At 36.8% G+C, this 16,630-nt stretch carries 16 protein-coding genes; 12 read left to right on the forward strand and 4 right to left on the reverse strand.

Annotation, left to right across the window (positions count from 1 at the left end):
* Nucleotides 1–9 precede the first annotated feature (9 nt).
* The 12 genes from KXJ69_RS09325 to KXJ69_RS09380 all read left to right on the forward strand — a co-directional run bounded on the left by KXJ69_RS09325 (nt 10) and on the right by KXJ69_RS09380 (nt 12,106).
* A complete protein-coding gene (locus tag KXJ69_RS09325; protein WP_219052818.1) occupies nt 10–345 on the forward strand; it encodes an FtsB family cell division protein in 336 nt (111 codons plus the stop codon).
* Nucleotides 338–1,708 (forward strand): methylmalonyl-CoA mutase subunit beta, encoded by a 1,371-nt coding sequence (locus KXJ69_RS09330; RefSeq protein ID WP_219052819.1) that lies wholly within the window; start codon nt 338–340, stop codon nt 1,706–1,708. Before KXJ69_RS09325 ends, KXJ69_RS09330 begins: the two co-directional genes overlap by 8 nt.
* Nucleotides 1,695–2,291, forward strand: coding sequence for a hypothetical protein (locus KXJ69_RS09335; protein ID WP_219052820.1), 597 nt, complete (start codon nt 1,695–1,697; stop codon nt 2,289–2,291). The genes KXJ69_RS09330 and KXJ69_RS09335 overlap by 14 nt, the downstream gene beginning before the upstream one ends.
* Before the next feature lies 1 nt (nt 2,292).
* On the forward strand, nt 2,293–4,422 hold the full coding sequence (gene scpA, locus KXJ69_RS09340) for a methylmalonyl-CoA mutase (protein ID WP_219052821.1): 2,130 nt from the start codon (nt 2,293–2,295) through the stop codon (nt 4,420–4,422).
* A gap of 58 nt (nt 4,423–4,480) precedes the next feature.
* On the forward strand, nt 4,481–5,617 hold the full coding sequence (locus KXJ69_RS09345) for an AAA family ATPase (RefSeq protein WP_219052822.1): 1,137 nt from the start codon (nt 4,481–4,483) through the stop codon (nt 5,615–5,617).
* Nucleotides 5,618–5,685: 68 nt separating this feature from the next.
* Entirely contained in the window at nt 5,686–6,567 is an 882-nt protein-coding gene (locus KXJ69_RS09350; protein WP_219052823.1) for an SDR family oxidoreductase, read from the forward strand.
* A gap of 313 nt (nt 6,568–6,880) precedes the next feature.
* Nucleotides 6,881–7,645 (forward strand): ParA family protein, encoded by a 765-nt coding sequence (locus tag KXJ69_RS09355; protein ID WP_219052824.1) that lies wholly within the window; start codon nt 6,881–6,883, stop codon nt 7,643–7,645.
* Nucleotides 7,646–7,651: 6 nt separating this feature from the next.
* On the forward strand, nt 7,652–8,551 hold the full coding sequence (locus KXJ69_RS09360; RefSeq protein WP_219052825.1) for a ParB/RepB/Spo0J family partition protein: 900 nt from the start codon (nt 7,652–7,654) through the stop codon (nt 8,549–8,551).
* Nucleotides 8,541–9,116 (forward strand): DUF5683 domain-containing protein, encoded by a 576-nt coding sequence (locus KXJ69_RS09365; protein ID WP_219052826.1) that lies wholly within the window; start codon nt 8,541–8,543, stop codon nt 9,114–9,116. The genes KXJ69_RS09360 and KXJ69_RS09365 overlap by 11 nt, the downstream gene beginning before the upstream one ends.
* Nucleotides 9,113–9,814, forward strand: coding sequence for a 4-hydroxy-tetrahydrodipicolinate reductase (dapB, locus tag KXJ69_RS09370; RefSeq protein WP_219052827.1), 702 nt, complete (start codon nt 9,113–9,115; stop codon nt 9,812–9,814). Before KXJ69_RS09365 ends, dapB begins: the two co-directional genes overlap by 4 nt.
* Before the next feature lie 43 nt (nt 9,815–9,857).
* Nucleotides 9,858–11,477, forward strand: a complete 1,620-nt coding sequence (lepB, locus tag KXJ69_RS09375) for a signal peptidase I (RefSeq protein ID WP_219052828.1) — start codon at nt 9,858–9,860, stop codon at nt 11,475–11,477.
* 11 nt (nt 11,478–11,488) lie between these two features.
* Nucleotides 11,489–12,106, forward strand: coding sequence for a WbqC family protein (locus tag KXJ69_RS09380; RefSeq protein ID WP_219052829.1), 618 nt, complete (start codon nt 11,489–11,491; stop codon nt 12,104–12,106).
* On the opposite strand, the gene KXJ69_RS09385 is transcribed toward KXJ69_RS09380, so the two are convergent.
* Genes KXJ69_RS09385 through mutL form a run of 4 tightly spaced genes read right to left on the reverse strand, consistent with a single transcriptional unit; the run spans nt 12,107 to nt 16,628 of the window.
* A complete protein-coding gene (locus KXJ69_RS09385) occupies nt 12,107–13,114 on the reverse strand; it encodes an endonuclease/exonuclease/phosphatase family protein (RefSeq protein WP_255571302.1) in 1,008 nt (335 codons plus the stop codon).
* Between the two features lie 32 nt (nt 13,115–13,146).
* Entirely contained in the window at nt 13,147–14,028 is an 882-nt protein-coding gene (locus KXJ69_RS09390; protein WP_219052831.1) for a rhomboid family protein, read from the reverse strand.
* Nucleotides 14,029–14,775, reverse strand: coding sequence for a rhomboid family intramembrane serine protease (locus KXJ69_RS09395; protein ID WP_219052832.1), 747 nt, complete (start codon nt 14,773–14,775; stop codon nt 14,029–14,031).
* The gene (gene mutL, locus KXJ69_RS09400) at nt 14,775–16,628 is read right to left on the reverse strand and encodes a DNA mismatch repair endonuclease MutL (RefSeq protein ID WP_219052833.1); all 1,854 of its coding nucleotides are present in this window, start codon (nt 16,626–16,628) and stop codon (nt 14,775–14,777) included. Before mutL ends, KXJ69_RS09395 begins: the two co-directional genes overlap by 1 nt.
* Nucleotides 16,629–16,630 lie beyond the last annotated feature (2 nt).

Here is a 16,630-nt window from a genome sequence, read left to right on the forward strand (position 1 = left end):
CTTTACGGGATGAAATTTTCTGAATTAAAAAAGAAGAAATGGATACGATTTATAAGCAACAAATACGTGCTTATTTTAATCCTTTTTTTGGTTTGGATGATTTTCTTCGACACAAATTCTTATTTCATTCATAAAGAGCTTAATGACGATATTAATGCACTCGAAAAAAGTAAAGAGTTTTACGAAGAAGAGATAAAAAAAGACAAAACTTTTATAGAAAAAATGAAGGATAGTAATGAAATGGAGAAATATGCACGGGAAAAATACTATTTAAAGAAAGAAAATGAAGACATATATATCATAGAACACGAGGATAGCCTAAAAAAAGAAAAAGAGCATGAGTGATTCGCTATTTTCAGAATTTGAATCTGTTTCTGCAAAACAATGGAAACAAAAAATTCAAGTAGAACTTAAAGGAGAAGATTACAATGAGAAACTCGTTTGGCAGAGTTTAGAAGGAGTTCATGTAAAACCCTTTTATCATAAAGATGACTTCCCTCAAGGGTTTCAAACCATTCCTGGGCAACCAAAGGAATGGAGTGTGGTACAGCATGTTTTTATTGATGATGAAGCGATTAGCAATCGGTTACTTTTAGATGCCATTGAAAGAGGTGCAGAAGCGGTCTATCTTACAACTGAAAAAGTTTTTGATATTGAAAAAGTGTTTCAAAATTTTGGTTTCCAAAACACATCCATCTATTTCAATATTAAGTTTTTAGATGCTTTTTTTTTAAATAAATTAATTGCATTTCTTCAGAAAAAAAATGCCTGTGTTTTATACAACATCGATCTCATAAACCATCTTTGCGAAGATGGAAATTGGTTTCATTCACTAGAAAAAGACCATCAAATTTTAGATGAAATTGTTTTAAAGAATCCTTCCGAAGCTATTTTAGGAGTTGATACCTCTATGTATCAAAATGCGGGTGCAAACATTGTCCAACAGCTTGCTTATGCCCTTGCTCACGCCAACGAATATTTTAATCATTACGAAGCACAAAAAGAACTTCAGTTATGTTTTAAAATAGCTGTTGGTAGTAATTATTTCTTCGAAATTGCAAAGGTGAGAGCGCTTCGATTATTGTATGCAACTTTGGCTTCAGAATATAATTTTAATCCACAGTGTCACATTTTGGCAACGCCTAGTAAACGTAACAAAACCCTGTATGACTATAATGTAAATATGCTTCGCACCACTACCGAAGCGATGAGTGCCGTTTTTGGGGGTGCCAATGCCGTTTGCAATCTTCCGTATGATGCATTATATCATAAAAGCAATGAATTTGGAGAGCGAATTTCCAGAAATCAGTTGCTTATTCTAAAAGCTGAAAGTTATTTTGACGCAGTAACAAACCCCGCAGATGGTAGTTATTATATTGAAAAATTAACCGAAGAACTTGCAGAAAAATCGCTTACAGTATTTAAAGAAATTGAAAAGGGCGGTGGATTTCTGAAGCAATTAAAAGAAGGAATCATTCAGAAAAAAATAAAAGAAAGTGCTCAAAAAGAGCAGTCCCTTTTTGATAGTGGAACCCTAGTTTTGGTCGGAACCAACAAATATCAAAACAAATTGGATGCTATGTCAGAAGACCTAGAATTGTTCCCATTTGTAAAAACAAAAGCTAGAAAAACCATCATTGAACCTATTATTGAAAAAAGACTTTCAGAAATAATTGAAAAAGAACGATTAGAAAATGAAAAAAAATAATATTGTAATTCTTATAATTTTAGCCTCATTTTTTGCCGGCTGTGAAGAGCCTTTGGACTACAAATTTCAAGACAAGCCACAGTTAGTAGAATGTCCTGGGGCAGATAAAGCCTTAATGCACGAAGCTTTGTATAGCTTTCAAGAGGATATTGGCGCTTATTATAATAAGCACACCGATTTTAGGGAAGGCACTACAAACTATTACTTAGAGGCCTATAGACAGTATGTATATTTTGGTTTTTCTGGGGAAGCAAAGTTTGATGAAATAGCATCTCCTCATTCTAAAAAAGTTTTAAAAAAGCTTAAAGAAATTGATGGCCTTTGGAATACTGGAAACGTAAAAACCAATCTAAACTATAACTACGAGTATATTGAATGTCTTTTGAATAACATTGAAGATAAAGACATGAAAGAAAGACTACTTAGTTTAAAAAAAGTAGATTATTTATCGCCAGATATGGTTGCAGAGCCCATGCGAAGAGAAGTTCTAAAAATTGTGGGAGATGAACATTTGGCCATGTATATGATGCTCGATGCCTATTACCAATATTTAATAAACTACGATTTTCCCGAAGCGAGATAGCATGAATAGAAAAAATCTCCAACATATTACTATAAAGAAGTCCATTCCTGAAAAAAAATATCCCAATTCAGAAATGGAAACTGCTGAAGGTATTTCGGTAAAATCAACCTATTCTGAAGGTGATATTGCCTCTTTAAATCATCTCAACTTCGCTGCTGGTATTGCGCCTAATTTACGTGGTCCTTACAGTACAATGTATGTTCAAAAGCCTTGGACCATTCGCCAGTACGCAGGATTTTCTACTGCCGAGGATAGCAACGCTTTTTACCGAAGAAATCTTGCCGCAGGACAAAAAGGACTATCTGTTGCCTTTGATTTAGCTACGCATCGCGGTTACGACAGTGACCATGAACGCGTTGTTGGGGATGTAGGAAAAGCTGGTGTTGCCATTGATAGTGTGGAGGATATGAAAATTTTGTTCGACCAAATTCCACTGGACAAAATGAGTGTTTCAATGACGATGAATGGTGCGGTGTTACCTATCATGGCTTTTTATATTGTCGCTGCTGAAGAACAAGGAGTTAATCCAGAGGCTTTAGCTGGAACCATTCAAAATGACATTTTAAAGGAGTTTATGGTGCGAAATACCTACATCTACCCTCCCACTCCTTCTATGAAAATTATAGGTGATATTTTTAAATATACCAGTAGGCATATGCCCAAGTTTAATTCCATTTCAATTTCGGGATACCATATGCAGGAAGCCGGAGCTACCTGTGATATTGAATTGGCCTATACCCTCGCCGACGGACTCGAATACATACGTACTGGAATCGATGCTGGAATGAGCATTGATAGCTTTGCCCCTCGCCTCTCTTTCTTTTGGGCCATTGGGATGAATCATTTTATGGAAATAGCAAAAATGCGTGCCGCAAGAATGCTTTGGGCAAAAATTGTTAAACAATTCCACCCTAATAATGAAAAATCACTCGCACTACGGACTCATTGCCAAACCAGCGGATGGAGTTTAACCGAACAAGACCCTTTCAATAATGTTTCTAGAACCTGTATTGAAGCAGCGGCTGCCGTTTTTGGCGGAACCCAATCCTTACACACAAATGCCTTAGACGAAGCCATTGCACTCCCAACCGATTTCTCTGCCAGAATAGCAAGAAATACTCAAATTTATCTTCAACAAGAAACGCAAATCACTAGAACTGTCGACCCTTGGGCTGGAAGTTTTTATGTTGAAAAACTCACCCATGATATTGCTGAAAAAGCGTGGCAGCTTATTGAAGAAGTGGAAGCATTAGGCGGCATGACCAAAGCTATTGAAGCTGGCATCCCAAAACTTCGCATCGAAGAAGCAGCCGCTAGAAAGCAAGCTCGAATCGATAGCGGACAGGACATTATTGTGGGCGTTAACAAATATCGATTAGAAAAAGAAGACCCGCTACAAATTTTAGACGTAGACAATCAGAAAGTTAGAAAAGGACAAATTGAACGGATAAAGCGTATTAAAGCGGAAAGAAATTCAGAAAAAGTAACGGAAGCACTTTCAAAATTAACTCAATGTGCTAAAACAGGTGAAGGAAATTTATTAGCTTTAGCAGTAGAAGCAGCCAGAGAACGAGCAACACTTGGTGAAATTAGTGATGCTTTGGAAAAAGTCTTTGGAAGGTATAAAGCACAAATCAAATCCTTTAGTGGCGTGTACAGTAAAGAAATAAAGAAAGATCCAAGTTTTGAAAAAGCACGACAGATGGCAGACCAATTTGCCGAACTGGAAGGGCGTCGTCCCCGTATTATGATTGCCAAAATGGGGCAAGATGGTCACGACCGGGGTGCTAAAGTAGTTGCCACTGGTTATGCCGATGTAGGCTTTGATGTGGATATTGGACCGCTTTTTCAAACCCCAGCTGAAGCGGCCAAGCAAGCCATGGAAAATGACGTACATATTTTAGGCGTTTCTTCTCTGGCGGCAGGTCATAAAACATTGGTACCACAGGTCATTGAAGAATTAAAGAAATACGGACGAGAAGATATCATGGTGATTGTTGGCGGTGTAATTCCGCCACAGGATTACCAATATTTATTTGATGCCGGAGCGGTTGCCGTTTATGGCCCTGGCACCAAAATCAGTGAAGCCGCTATTGAAATTCTTCAAATCCTGATAGATTCTACAGACTAGGTAACAATATTGTTACTTACTATTTTGTTACTTACAACATTGTTACTATATTTGTGATATGGAAAATAATCTTCCGTTTAAATATGGTAAACTCGTTACTGAAGATTTCTTTGTGAACAGAACCGAAGAGATTGCCCAAATATCGTCGCTGCTCACATCAAAAATCAACGTAACGCTTATTTCACCCAGAAGATGGGGAAAATCTTCTTTGTTTTTTAAGATTGCCCATGATCTTGAAAAGAAAAATCCAAAAATCAAGTTTTGCTTTATCGATTTATTTAAAACCCGAAACGAAAGAGAATTTTATGAATATTTTGCTTCGGAAGTACTAAAAGCCTCCTATTCTAAATGGGAGGAGCGACTCGAAAAAGCGAAGGTGTTTTTTAAACATCTTATTCCAAAGTTCAGCTTTGGAGTAGATCCCACACAAGAATTTTCAGTATCGCTAGATTGGGAAGAGGTTCAAAAGCATCCGCAGGAAATTCTCGATTTACCAGAAGTTATTTCAAAAGAAAAAGGAATCCATATTATAATTTGTTTGGTTGAATTTCAGAATATATCACACTTTAACGATTCGTTGGGCTTTCAGAAAAAATTACGTGCCAGCTGGCAAACACACCAACATTGCTCCTACGCTATCTACGGAAGCAAACAACACATGATGACAGAGATTTTTGAAAAGAAATCGATGCCTTTTTACAAGTTTGGTGAAATTTTATTCCTTTCAAAAATAGACAACACACATTGGTGCAAATACATAGTAAAACGCTTCAAAAAAACGGGTAAAAGTATTTCGGCAAAGTATGCTTCAAAAATTGCCAGCCTAGTAGATAATCACCCCTATTTTGTGCAGCAATTAGCGAATTCGGTTTGGATTTGCACTACAGACAAATGCAGTGAAACTGAAATTGAAATGGGGTTAAAAAATCTACTCAACCAATACGACCTTATCTTTAGTAGAGAGCTGGACGGGCTTTCTAACCTACAGCTTAATCTTTTAAAGGCCATTGCGTATAACGAAGAAAAACTAAGCAGTAAAAAAACGATTGACAAGTACCATCTTTCTTCTTCGGCAAGTGTCAATCGGTCGAAAGAGGCACTCATTCAGAAAGAAATTATAGATACTTTTCATCAACAGATTGCGTTTTTGGATCCCCTATTTAAAATTTGGTTTAAAACAGTGTATTTAAAATGATAAATAAACCTTAATGGGTAAAGCGATTCTTTATGTAAATTGTATTTTTATACTTCAAATAACAATCCATGAATTTAAAACAAAAAATGTTGCGCGATAATGCGCTAAAAGGAAAAACTATTGTAGTCACTGGAGGCGGAAGCGGTTTAGGAAAAGCCATGGCAACTTACTTTTTAGAGTTGGGTGCGAATATCGTTATCACCTCCAGAAATCTTGAAAAGTTGCAAACGGTTGCTGCCGAAATGGAAGCATCAACTGGTGGAAAAGTATTATCTGTTCAATGTGATGTTAGAAATTATGACGAAGTGGAAGCCATGGTAAAGGCCTCTGTGGATGCTTTTGGAAAAGTGGATGTCCTATTAAATAATGCCGCAGGAAATTTTATTTCTCCAACCGAGCGACTTTCCAGTAATGCATTTGATACTATTATTGATATTGTATTGAAAGGAACCAAAAACTGCACTTTGGCATTTGGAAAGCATTGGATTGACCAAAAAGAAACTAATAAAGTAGTGTTGAATATTGTAACGACCTACGCTTGGACGGGTTCGTCGTATGTAGTGCCAAGTGCTACTGCAAAAGCTGGTGTGTTGGCTATGACACGCTCATTGGCAGTAGAATGGGCAAAATACGGAATGCGCTTTAATGCCATTGCTCCTGGTCCTTTCCCCACCAAAGGGGCCTGGGATAGATTACTACCTGGGGATTTAAAAGAAAAATTTGATTTAGCTAAAAAAGTACCTTTAAAACGTGTGGGGGACCATCAAGAATTAGCGAATTTGGCTGCATATTTGGTTTCCGATTTTTCGGCATATGTAAATGGAGAAGTGATTACCATTGATGGTGGTGAATGGCTTAAAGGTGCTGGACAATTTAATTTACTGGAAGATATCCCCAAAGAAATGTGGGACATGTTGGAAGCTATGATTAAAGCCAAAAAGAGTAACTAAATTTTCATTGAAACCATCGTGGGTGGCAAATACTTAAAAATGACTAAACTGAATACTAGTTATTTTTAAGTATTTGGCGGCAACCAAAAACTATGATAAAAGATAAAAGAAGCGTTTTAAATCATTCGTGGGTGGCCAAAAGCACAAAATGAATAATTTGTGAAGCAATCATTTTGGGGTTTTGGGCGGAAATATAGGGGCAATGATTAAAGCCAAAAAGAATAAATAAATTGTTCACACCCTGTTAACAAAATTAGCTTTCAAAGCCCATAATTAATCGTATTTTTAACCTTTATAATTTGTAGGAAAATTAATGGGTAAAATAATTGCTATTGCCAATCAAAAAGGAGGCGTTGGAAAAACAACAACGTCAGTAAATCTAGCGGCTTCCTTAGGTGTTTTAGAAAAAAAAGTACTTCTTATTGATGCAGATCCACAGGCTAATGCGACCTCTGGACTAGGGATTGATGTGGAAAGTGTTGAAATTGGTACCTACCAACTGCTTGAGCATACGGTTTCAGCAAAAAAAGCCATTATCTCTACGGCTTCACCCAACTTAGATATTATTCCTGCACACATTGATTTGGTAGCCATCGAAATTGAACTGGTGGACCAAGAAAATCGCGAATCGATGCTAAAAAAGGCAATTATCGATTTAAAGTCAGATTACGACTTTATCCTTATCGATTGTGCGCCCTCATTAGGTCTTTTAACACTCAATGCTTTAACTGCAGCTGATTCGGTGTTAATCCCTATTCAATGTGAATACTTTGCCTTAGAGGGGCTAGGAAAGCTATTAAATACCATTAAAAGTGTTCAGAAAATACACAATGAAAATCTTGATATTGAAGGATTACTGCTAACGATGTACGATTCTCGTTTGCGATTGTCCAATCAAGTAGTGGAAGAAGTGAAAAAGCACTTCGATGAAATGGTTTTTAAAACAATCATCCAACGAAATGTGCGTTTAAGTGAAGCCCCAAGTTATGGAGAAAGCATTATAAGTTACGATGCGGGTAGTAAAGGTGCCAATAATTACTTAAGTTTGGCACAAGAATTAATTGAGAAAAACGGATAAGGATTTATGGCGAAAGCAACAAAAAAGCAGGCTTTAGGACGTGGACTTTCAGCTTTACTGAAAGATCCCAATAACGACATTAAGTCTGTGGATGATAAAAACGCAGATAAAGTAGTAGGTAATATTGTTGAATTGGAATTGTCTTCTATTGAAGTAAACCCCTTTCAGCCTCGCACAAGTTTTAATGAAGAAACGCTTCGTGAGTTAGCTTCCTCTATCAAAGAATTAGGCGTTATTCAGCCAATAACAGTTCGTAAAATTGATTTTAATAAATACCAATTGGTTAGTGGAGAACGTCGTTTTCGTGCTTCTAAACTCATTGGCCTAGAAACCATTCCCTCGTATATCCGAATTGCTAATGATCAGGAGTCACTGGAAATGGCTTTGGTGGAAAATATTCAGCGACAAGACCTCGACCCTATAGAAATAGCGCTTTCCTATCAGCGATTAATTGAAGAAATTGAAGTAACTCAGGAAGAATTAAGTGATCGCGTGGGTAAAAATCGCTCAACAGTAACTAACTATCTTCGATTATTAAAATTAGATCCCATTATCCAAACAGGAATGCGAGATGGATTTATCTCTATGGGACACGGTAGAGCCTTAATAAATATTGAAGATACCAACGATCAACTGGATATTTATGAAAAAGTGGTGAGTCAATCGCTTTCGGTACGTGAAACGGAAGCCTTAGTTAGAAATTACAAAAATCCTGAATCCAAAGGTACTTCTACAAAAAAAGAAATTCCTCATTTCGCTAATAAAGGCAGTAGAGAATTGACCGATCTATTAGACGCAAAAGTTTCTATAAAAGCATCACAAAATGGAAAAGGGCAAATCGTAGTTCCTTTTAAAAGTGAAGCCGATTTTCAACGCATTTTGAACCTCATAAAAAGTGAGAAATAAGCTTTTCCATATCTTATTTTTTTTAGGAAGTCTTTCCCTATTTGCACAATCTGATAGTCTTTCAGTAAAAGAAGAAAAAGTCTTAGTCGTTATAGATAGCTTAGCACCTAAAGAAGATTATGACCCATTAGCGCCTGCTCAAGCTGCTTTTTATTCGGCAGTATTGCCTGGATTGGGACAAGCTTACAACAAAAAATATTGGAAAATTCCCATTATCTATGCTGGGATAGGTACTGGAATCTATTTCTATGTTCAAAATACCAATGACTATAACCGCTTTCGAGATGCTTATAAACGACGACTCGCTGGTTTTGAAGATGATGAATTTCAAGGAATCTCAACAGACCGACTTATTGACGCACAGGAAACCGCGAGTAGAAATAGAGATATCAGCATCGTTGTTTCTATAGGATTTTATCTTTTAAATATTATTGATGCTAATGTTGATGCCCATTTAAAGCAATACAATATAAGCGAAGACTTAACACTGCAGCCCAAGGTGGAAATGGACCCTATTAACACGGTTCCCAATTATGGTCTTACCTTAACTTTTAATTTAAAATGAAAATAGCTCTGCTTGGTTACGGAAAAATGGGGAAAACCATCGAAAGATTAGCGATGGAAAAAGGTCATGAGGTAGTTTTTAAATCGACTCAAAATGCTTCGGAAGGTAATTTAAAAGAAGCCGATGTAGCCATAGAATTTACCATTGCCGAAGCTGCCGTAGAAAATATCTCATTTTGTTTCCAAAATAACATCCCTGTAGTGAGCGGAACAACCGGTTGGATTAAACGTTACAATGAAGTTCTAAAGATTTGTGAAAAGTGTAACGGAAGTTTTATCTACGCGTCGAACTTTAGTGTGGGTGTAAATCTATTCTTTAATTTAAATGGCTACCTAGCACAGCTAATGCAGCCTTGGAAAGAGTATATCCCTTCCATTGAAGAAATTCATCATACCCAAAAGAAAGATGCTCCCAGTGGAACAGCCATTTCGCTTGCAGATGGAATTATTCGGCATTCAGAATTGGATGCTTGGGAATTAGATTCAAAAGATTCAAAAAAACTAAATATTACAGCGCTTCGTGAAGGCGATGTAAAAGGAACACATACGGTTGAATATCGTTCAAACATTGACACCCTAAGCATTAGGCATGAAGCCCATAGCCGCGATGGATTTGCTTTAGGAGCCATCTTAGCCGCCGAGTGGCTCATTGGGAAAAAAGGGGTGTATAATATGAAGGATGTTCTAAATTTGAAATAAAACGAAAAGGAAGGGTGTTAATACACTCTCAAAAATATAAATTATGACATTATTAGGTTGGTTTTTATTTTTTCTCATAATCCAAGTCATCCATTTTTTAGGCACTTGGAAACTCTATGTTGCCGCTGGACGTAAACCTTGGGAAGCCGCTGTTCCTGTCCACAATGGTGTAGTTTTAATGAAAATTATAAATCGCCCGTGGTGGTGGGTACTATTGCTTTTTGTACCCATTGTTAACTTGATTATGTTTCCGGTAACTTGGGTCGAGACCATTAGAAGTTTCGGTTTTAATAAACCAAAAGACACTATTTTAGTTTTAGTTACTTGTGGGTTGTATATTTTCTATCTCAATTATACTCAAAAGTTAAGTTATATTGAAGACCGTGATTTAAAACCAAAATCCTCATCGGGAGAATGGGTAAGCTCTATTTTGTTTGCCGTGGTTGCAGCAACGATTGTACATACGTATTTTATGCAACCCTTTACTATTCCTTCTTCTTCATTAGAGAAAACATTACTGGTTGGGGATTATCTTTTTGTGAGTAAGTTTCATTATGGTGCAAGAACACCTATGACTGCGGTAGCCTTACCCATGGTCCATGATAGTCTTCCATTAGTGAAGAATAAATCGTACTTCAGCAAGCCTCAAATTCCCTATTTTAGGATTCCTGGGTTTCAGGATATAAAGCGAAACGATATTGTTGTGTTTAATTGGCCTGTGGATACCTTAGTTGATATTAGACCAGGTTTTATGAAAGGAAGCGTTCAAAAACCAATTGATAAAAAATCGAATTACGTCAAGCGTTGTGTTGGAATTCCCGGAGATTCTCTTGAAGTGAGAGATGGTTATGTTTTTATTAATGGAAAACAAAACGAATTACCCGATAGAGCCAAGATTCAATTTGCGTATAAAGTGATTTCAAAAAATGCTTTGGTTGCCACTCAAAATGGAAGGTACACTAATTTCCCCTCAAAAGTACTGCACGAACGCTACAACATAACGGAAATTGGTTTGATGGACATTAACCAAGAGGAACAACTTTTTACACACAGAGTCACATTAACTGAGGCGGCAGCCGAGCAACTCAAAAACTACCCGGGGATAACTAGTGTAGAAAGATATTTACTTCCAAATACATTTAGAGACCCTGAAATATTTCCATATAGTTCTTCCACATCTTTTAACAATAGTAATTTTGGACCTATCTATATTCCGAAGGCCGGGGTAACCGTAGATATCACTCCAGAAAGCATTCCCTATTACCAAAGAATAATTGAAGTGTACGAAGGAAGTGAAATAGGCATTGATAATAAAATTTCGCAAGCGGGCACACAAGTACTTTTAAATGGCGAACCTTTAAGTCAATATACCTTTAAAATGGATTATTACTGGATGATGGGAGACAATCGCGATAATTCCCAAGACGCTAGATCGTGGGGGTATGTGCCCTTTAACCATGTGGTAGGTAAGCCTGTATTTGTTTGGTTTAGTAGTGATAAATACAAATCCTTCCCTAAAAATATTCGTTGGGAACGTATGTTCACAACTGTTGGAGGAAGTGGAGAACCCGTTTCCTACTTGAAGTACTTTTTAATTTTGGTAGCGGGATGGTATATTTTTAGCTTTTTCAGAAAAAGAAAGAAAGCTAAATCTTTATCATAAGGAGTTATAAAATGATATTGCTTCATCCAACCTATTTCCCAAGTATTGTACAAATGGTTGCCATGGCTCAAGCAGATAAGATCGTGTTTGAAGTAGAAGACAATTACCAAAAACAAACCTATAGAAATAGAGCGTACATAGCGCACTCCAATGGGAAGCTTACACTGAATGTTCCCATCAAGCATTCTAAAAATGGGGAAAGACAAAAAACCAAAGACGTCCAGGTTGAAAATAGTTTTCCGTGGCAATCTCAACACTGGAAATCGTTACAAACCGCGTATCGCACGTCTCCCTTTTTCGAATTTTATGAAGATGATTTAGCTCCTCTCTTTGAAGAACCTGTAGAACTTCTATTAGATTTCAACTTAAAAATATTCGAAATTCTTAGTGACCTAATAGGAATGGAAACTCCCTATTCACTAACTTCAGAATATGTAAAAACACCTTCAGAAAAAGACTTAAGACATCTAGCCGTAGCAAAGAAAGAACCTCAATATACATTATCAAAATACAATCAAGTGCTACAGGAAAATCACGGATTTCTTCCTAATCTTTCCGTATTAGATGTACTTTTTAATGAAGGTCCAAATACACTTCACTATCTCGAAGAACAAAAAATAGTATTCTAGCTACCAAGCTATGGTGGAAATGATGGGATAATGATCTGAAAAAGATTCTTTTCTATTCGTAAAGTCTAAAATCTCCAATTCTTCAGATGCTAAAATAAAATCAATTCGCAAGGGATATTTATTAAAATAGAAGCTTGTTCCTAAGCCATTTCCCCGTTCTTGAAAAGCATCATTCATACCATTCTTCAAACGCTTATAAATGTAAGAAAATGCCGTATTGTTAAAATCACCTGCTAGAATCACAGGATGAGGAGCCTTCTCTTTATGAGCAATAATGGAAGCCACCTGATTTTCTTGCTGCACAAAGGTTTCAGATATTTTTTTCTTTATTGTTTCGGTTCCTTTTTGCTGAATGAAATCCACGGTAGGCAATATACCCAACGACTGTAAGTGCAAATTATATACACGTATGGTATCGCCTTTTACAACAACATCTACAAATAATGAATTGTTATACGTTTTATCAAAATCAAAAGCCCCTTTGTGAACAATAGGATGCTTAGAAAAAATAGCGTGACCTAACTTGTGGGTGCTGTCTTTAAAATGAATGTAATGATATGGAAATTGTGAAAAGTCCGCCGTATTTGGTAAATAATACTCCTGAATACAAACCACATCGGGAGTTTCATCTTTTAATAGGCTTGCAATAGATTGTTTCACTTCGGCTTCATTCGGATTTTTTTCATAAGCATTAAAAAGACGAACATTATAACTTAGCACTTTTAGGGTATGTGAGTATTCTGAAGCATCACCTTCCGAAGAAATTTCAAAAAAAGCATTAAATAAAAAATAAGCTACCACCACTACCGTAGCCGAAAACCAGAATCGTTTTTTTAAACGGATAAGCCAATACACTGCGAATAGAAGATTTACTAGTATTAAAGGAGACACTGCTAAACTTAATACAGAGAGTGTAGGGAAGGATTTTGGGGGCAAAAAGGGTAAAACAAAAGAAATAAAAAGCAACAACGCGGCAAAAATGTTGAGCCCATAAAGCAATTTCCCCAAAAATTGAGTCTTAAACAATGTCGTAAATTTGGTTAGTCTTCTTTCCCTGCTTTAAACAAGAAATCTTTTTCCTCTTTGGTAAGGCTTTCGTAGCCACTTTTACCAATTTTATCCAAAATTAGATCTACTTTTTTTTGATGATCACTTTTGGTTTCTTTGTTCATAGAACGTTTGGAACTGGATTGTGTTGCACGATTTCTATGTACTTTTTTAAATGGCTTTTTCTCCCTAGGTTTAAAGAGGTTGGCTAAACTATCCATAAGTTTTTCAAACCAACTTCCAATATCCTTTCCTTTAAGCAATTGGCGCGCATAAATGTAACCAAAAAGGGCTCCGCCAAGATGGGCTAATATTCCTCCAGCGTTGTTCAAACTTGAAAGACTGATTAAATCCCAAAGCACAAAAAACACAGCAATATGCCATAGTTTTAGATTAATTGTAAAAATCCTAATAGGTGCGTTGGGTGTGTAAGTAGCCGAAAAACCCATCAATGCCATTACCGCTGCGGAAGCACCGTACAAAACGCCATTAGCAGAAGCAAAAGCAGGAAAAACATTATAGGATATCATAAAAAGTAATCCGCCTACAATTCCACCAAGCAAATAAATGGTTAAAAACCTTTTTGCTGAAAATAAGTTGGTAATATACCTTCCAAAAAAATACAACCAGAGCATATTAAAGAGAATATGCAAAAAACCTAGATGAATAAAATTATAGGTAATTAGCGACCAAGGTTGAGTGATAAAACTTCCAATGGACTCTGGTAAAACAAACCAAGCAATTAGGCTAAATGCATCTATTTGAAACAAAGCAGCTACAATGGTCACCACCAAAAACACAATCACATTAATAGCGATGAGTTTGGTAATAATGTCTGCGGTTTTAAATTGATATGCGATGCTTCCCTGTGCCATTTAATTCCAACGATGATCATTAAAACTATTTTTCTTCCAATAGTATGCCATAAGAAAACCAAATAAAGCACCCCCAAGGTGTGCCCAGTTGGCGATATTTTGCCCAAATAATGAGAAACCTGTGAGTCCACTAAATAAATCCAATAGAATTAATCCAGGAATAAAATACTTTGCTTTAACGGGTACTGGGAAAAAGATAAGCATTAGCCCTACATTGGGATACATCATCCCAAAGGCTACCAAGACTCCGTAAATAGCTCCAGAAGCTCCAACTGCAGGAGTATTAAATGCCGCATATAGACTATCGATACTTTCTCGGGAAACTGTAGCTAAAATACTCTCACTACCCCCTTTACCATTTATAAGGAAATTTTGAATTTCAGCTTGACTCCATCCTCCATTAAGCAATTCTGCCATCACAGAATGAACTTCGTAATAGGAAACTAAAGAATGAATTAAAGCAGCACCCAATCCCGCCGAAAAGTAAAAGAACAAAAACTTATTTCTACCCCAGCGTTCTTCCAATGGAGAACCAAAGGCCCATAAAGCATACATATTAAAAAGTATATGCATGAATCCTCCGTGCATAAACATATGCGTTACGGGTTGCCAAACCTGAAAATTGGGATTTTCAAAATAATAAAGCGAGAAAAGACGATATACTATTTCTCCAGAGAGTAATGTCCCAGCAAAAAACAGCACATTGCAAATGATTAAGACTTTAACTGTTTCGGTGATTCTTCCCATTACATAAATTTTTTATCAAAGTCGTTAATTCCCATCGTGACAAAAACGGGTCTATTATTAGGCGATACACTAGGCTCTTTGCAAGCAAAAAGTTGATGGATAATATGTTCTTGTGCTTCCATAGAAAGTGAGACCCCTGTTTTAATCGCCATACTCTTAGCCAATGACTTTGCCATTAAATCATTCTGACTATACCCTGCTTCAGGCACTTCGGTTTCGATATCGGCAATTAATTGCTGTAAAATTTCTTCTACACTACTTTCCAGAACACCCGAGGGAACGCCACTAATTTCCACTAATTCTTCTTTTATTTCTGAAAATACAAAACCGGTATCCTCTAGTTGTTCCTTCAACGACTGCAACATGGCTACTTTCGATTTTGAAAACTGAAAGGAAATAGGAAACAATAATTGCTGACTTACCGCTTGGTGCAACGTAATGTTTTTCAGCAATTCTTCGTATAATATTCGTTGATGGGCTAAGTTTTGATGGATGACTATAAGTCCGCTTTTTATGGAGCTTACAATGTATTTATTCTGTATTTGAAACGTAACCTTTCCATTTTCTTGATGCTGCCCTTCAAATAAACTACCTGTTACCTCTTCACTCTCCATTTCAATGTTTTCTAGAGAAAAGGAATTGTCATTCGAGCTTTCTTCATCTTCCAAACCAACATATAATGATTCCCAAGCTGGAGATTTCTCCCTTTTAAACGGAAAGGAGATATTCCCTTGTTTGGGTTCTTTCTGAAAAGGATTAAAGTTTTTATCTACCTCTATGGTAGGTACCTTAGGGGATTTTTTTGAATACTCATAAGGCGTATCGAATCCGGCATCTCTATTAAAATCGAGTACTGGCGCAATACTAAACTGCCCTAAACTATGTTTAATGGTGGAGCGTAACATGGCATAAATTGCATGTTCGTCTTCAAACTTAATTTCGGTTTTGGTGGGATGAATATTAATATCGATGGCATGTGGATCTACCTCCAAATAAAGAAAATATCCGGGATGATTTTCAGTTTTAATTAATCCTTCAAATGCCGAAGCCACCGCGTGATGCAAGTACGGGCTTTTTATAAATCGGTCATTCACAAAAAAGAATTGTTCTCCCCTGCTCTTTCGTGCAAACTCGGGCTTTAATACAAATCCGTTTACTTTTACAATATCTGTTTCTTCAGCAACAGGGACAAGTTTTTCATTCGTTTTACTTCCGAAGATATTAACAATACGTTGTCTCAACTTCGTTCCAGGAAGACTAAATACATTACTCCCATTGTGAATCATTTCAAAACCAACTTGCGGATGCGCCAAAGCTACCCGATGAAATTCGTCAATAATGTGTCGCGTTTCCACAGGATTACTCTTAAGGAAATTACGCCGTGCGGGAATATTGTAAAAAAGGTTTTTAACTGAAATGGTTGTTCCTTTTGGAATCACCACCATCTCTTGTGACGTTACTTCACTGCCTTCAATGGCAATTTTAACACCCATCTCGGCAGTATCTGTCTTTGTTTTTAACTCGACGTGCGCAATCGCAGCAATCGATGCCAATGCCTCTCCACGAAAACCTTTGGTGTGTAAATTGAATAAATCTTCGGCACTTTTTATTTTTGAAGTAGCGTGGCGCTCAAAACAAAGACGCGCATCGGTGGCACTCATTCCAATCCCATTATCAATAACTTGCACCAATGTTTTTCCTGCATCTTTTAAAACTAACGTAACCTCCGTAGCTCCAGCATCGATGGCATTTTCCAGTAATTCTTTTACCACCGAAGCAGGTCGTTGTACTACTTCTCCTGCGGCAATTTGGTTAGCCACATGATCTGGCAATAACTGGATAATATCAGGCATTT

The organism is Halomarinibacterium sedimenti (assembly GCF_019312585.1).
Classification (GTDB): domain Bacteria; phylum Bacteroidota; class Bacteroidia; order Flavobacteriales; family Flavobacteriaceae; genus Halomarinibacterium; species Halomarinibacterium sedimenti.

Bases quoted from the DNA above. Each gene is read 5' to 3' on its own strand.
- KXJ69_RS09345 (WP_219052822.1), top strand. From the start codon at position 4,481: ATGGAAAATAATCTTCCGTTTAAATATGGTAAACTCGTTACTGAAGAT.
- KXJ69_RS09335 (WP_219052820.1), top strand. From the start codon at position 1,695: ATGAAAAAAAATAATATTGTAATTCTTATAATTTTAGCCTCATTTTTT.
- KXJ69_RS09360 (WP_219052825.1), top strand. From the start codon at position 7,652: ATGGCGAAAGCAACAAAAAAGCAGGCTTTAGGACGTGGACTTTCAGCT.
- lepB (WP_219052828.1), top strand. From the start codon at position 9,858: ATGACATTATTAGGTTGGTTTTTATTTTTTCTCATAATCCAAGTCATC.
- scpA (WP_219052821.1), top strand. From the start codon at position 2,293: ATGAATAGAAAAAATCTCCAACATATTACTATAAAGAAGTCCATTCCT.
- KXJ69_RS09350 (WP_219052823.1), top strand. From the start codon at position 5,686: ATGAATTTAAAACAAAAAATGTTGCGCGATAATGCGCTAAAAGGAAAA.
- KXJ69_RS09355 (WP_219052824.1), top strand. From the start codon at position 6,881: ATGGGTAAAATAATTGCTATTGCCAATCAAAAAGGAGGCGTTGGAAAA.
- KXJ69_RS09395 (WP_219052832.1), bottom strand. From the start codon at position 14,775: ATGGGAAGAATCACCGAAACAGTTAAAGTCTTAATCATTTGCAATGTG.
- mutL (WP_219052833.1), bottom strand. From the start codon at position 16,628: ATGCCTGATATTATCCAGTTATTGCCAGATCATGTGGCTAACCAAATT.
- KXJ69_RS09330 (WP_219052819.1), top strand. From the start codon at position 338: ATGAGTGATTCGCTATTTTCAGAATTTGAATCTGTTTCTGCAAAACAA.
- KXJ69_RS09380 (WP_219052829.1), top strand. From the start codon at position 11,489: ATGATATTGCTTCATCCAACCTATTTCCCAAGTATTGTACAAATGGTT.
- KXJ69_RS09390 (WP_219052831.1), bottom strand. From the start codon at position 14,028: ATGGCACAGGGAAGCATCGCATATCAATTTAAAACCGCAGACATTATT.
- KXJ69_RS09325 (WP_219052818.1), top strand. From the start codon at position 10: ATGAAATTTTCTGAATTAAAAAAGAAGAAATGGATACGATTTATAAGC.
- dapB (WP_219052827.1), top strand. From the start codon at position 9,113: ATGAAAATAGCTCTGCTTGGTTACGGAAAAATGGGGAAAACCATCGAA.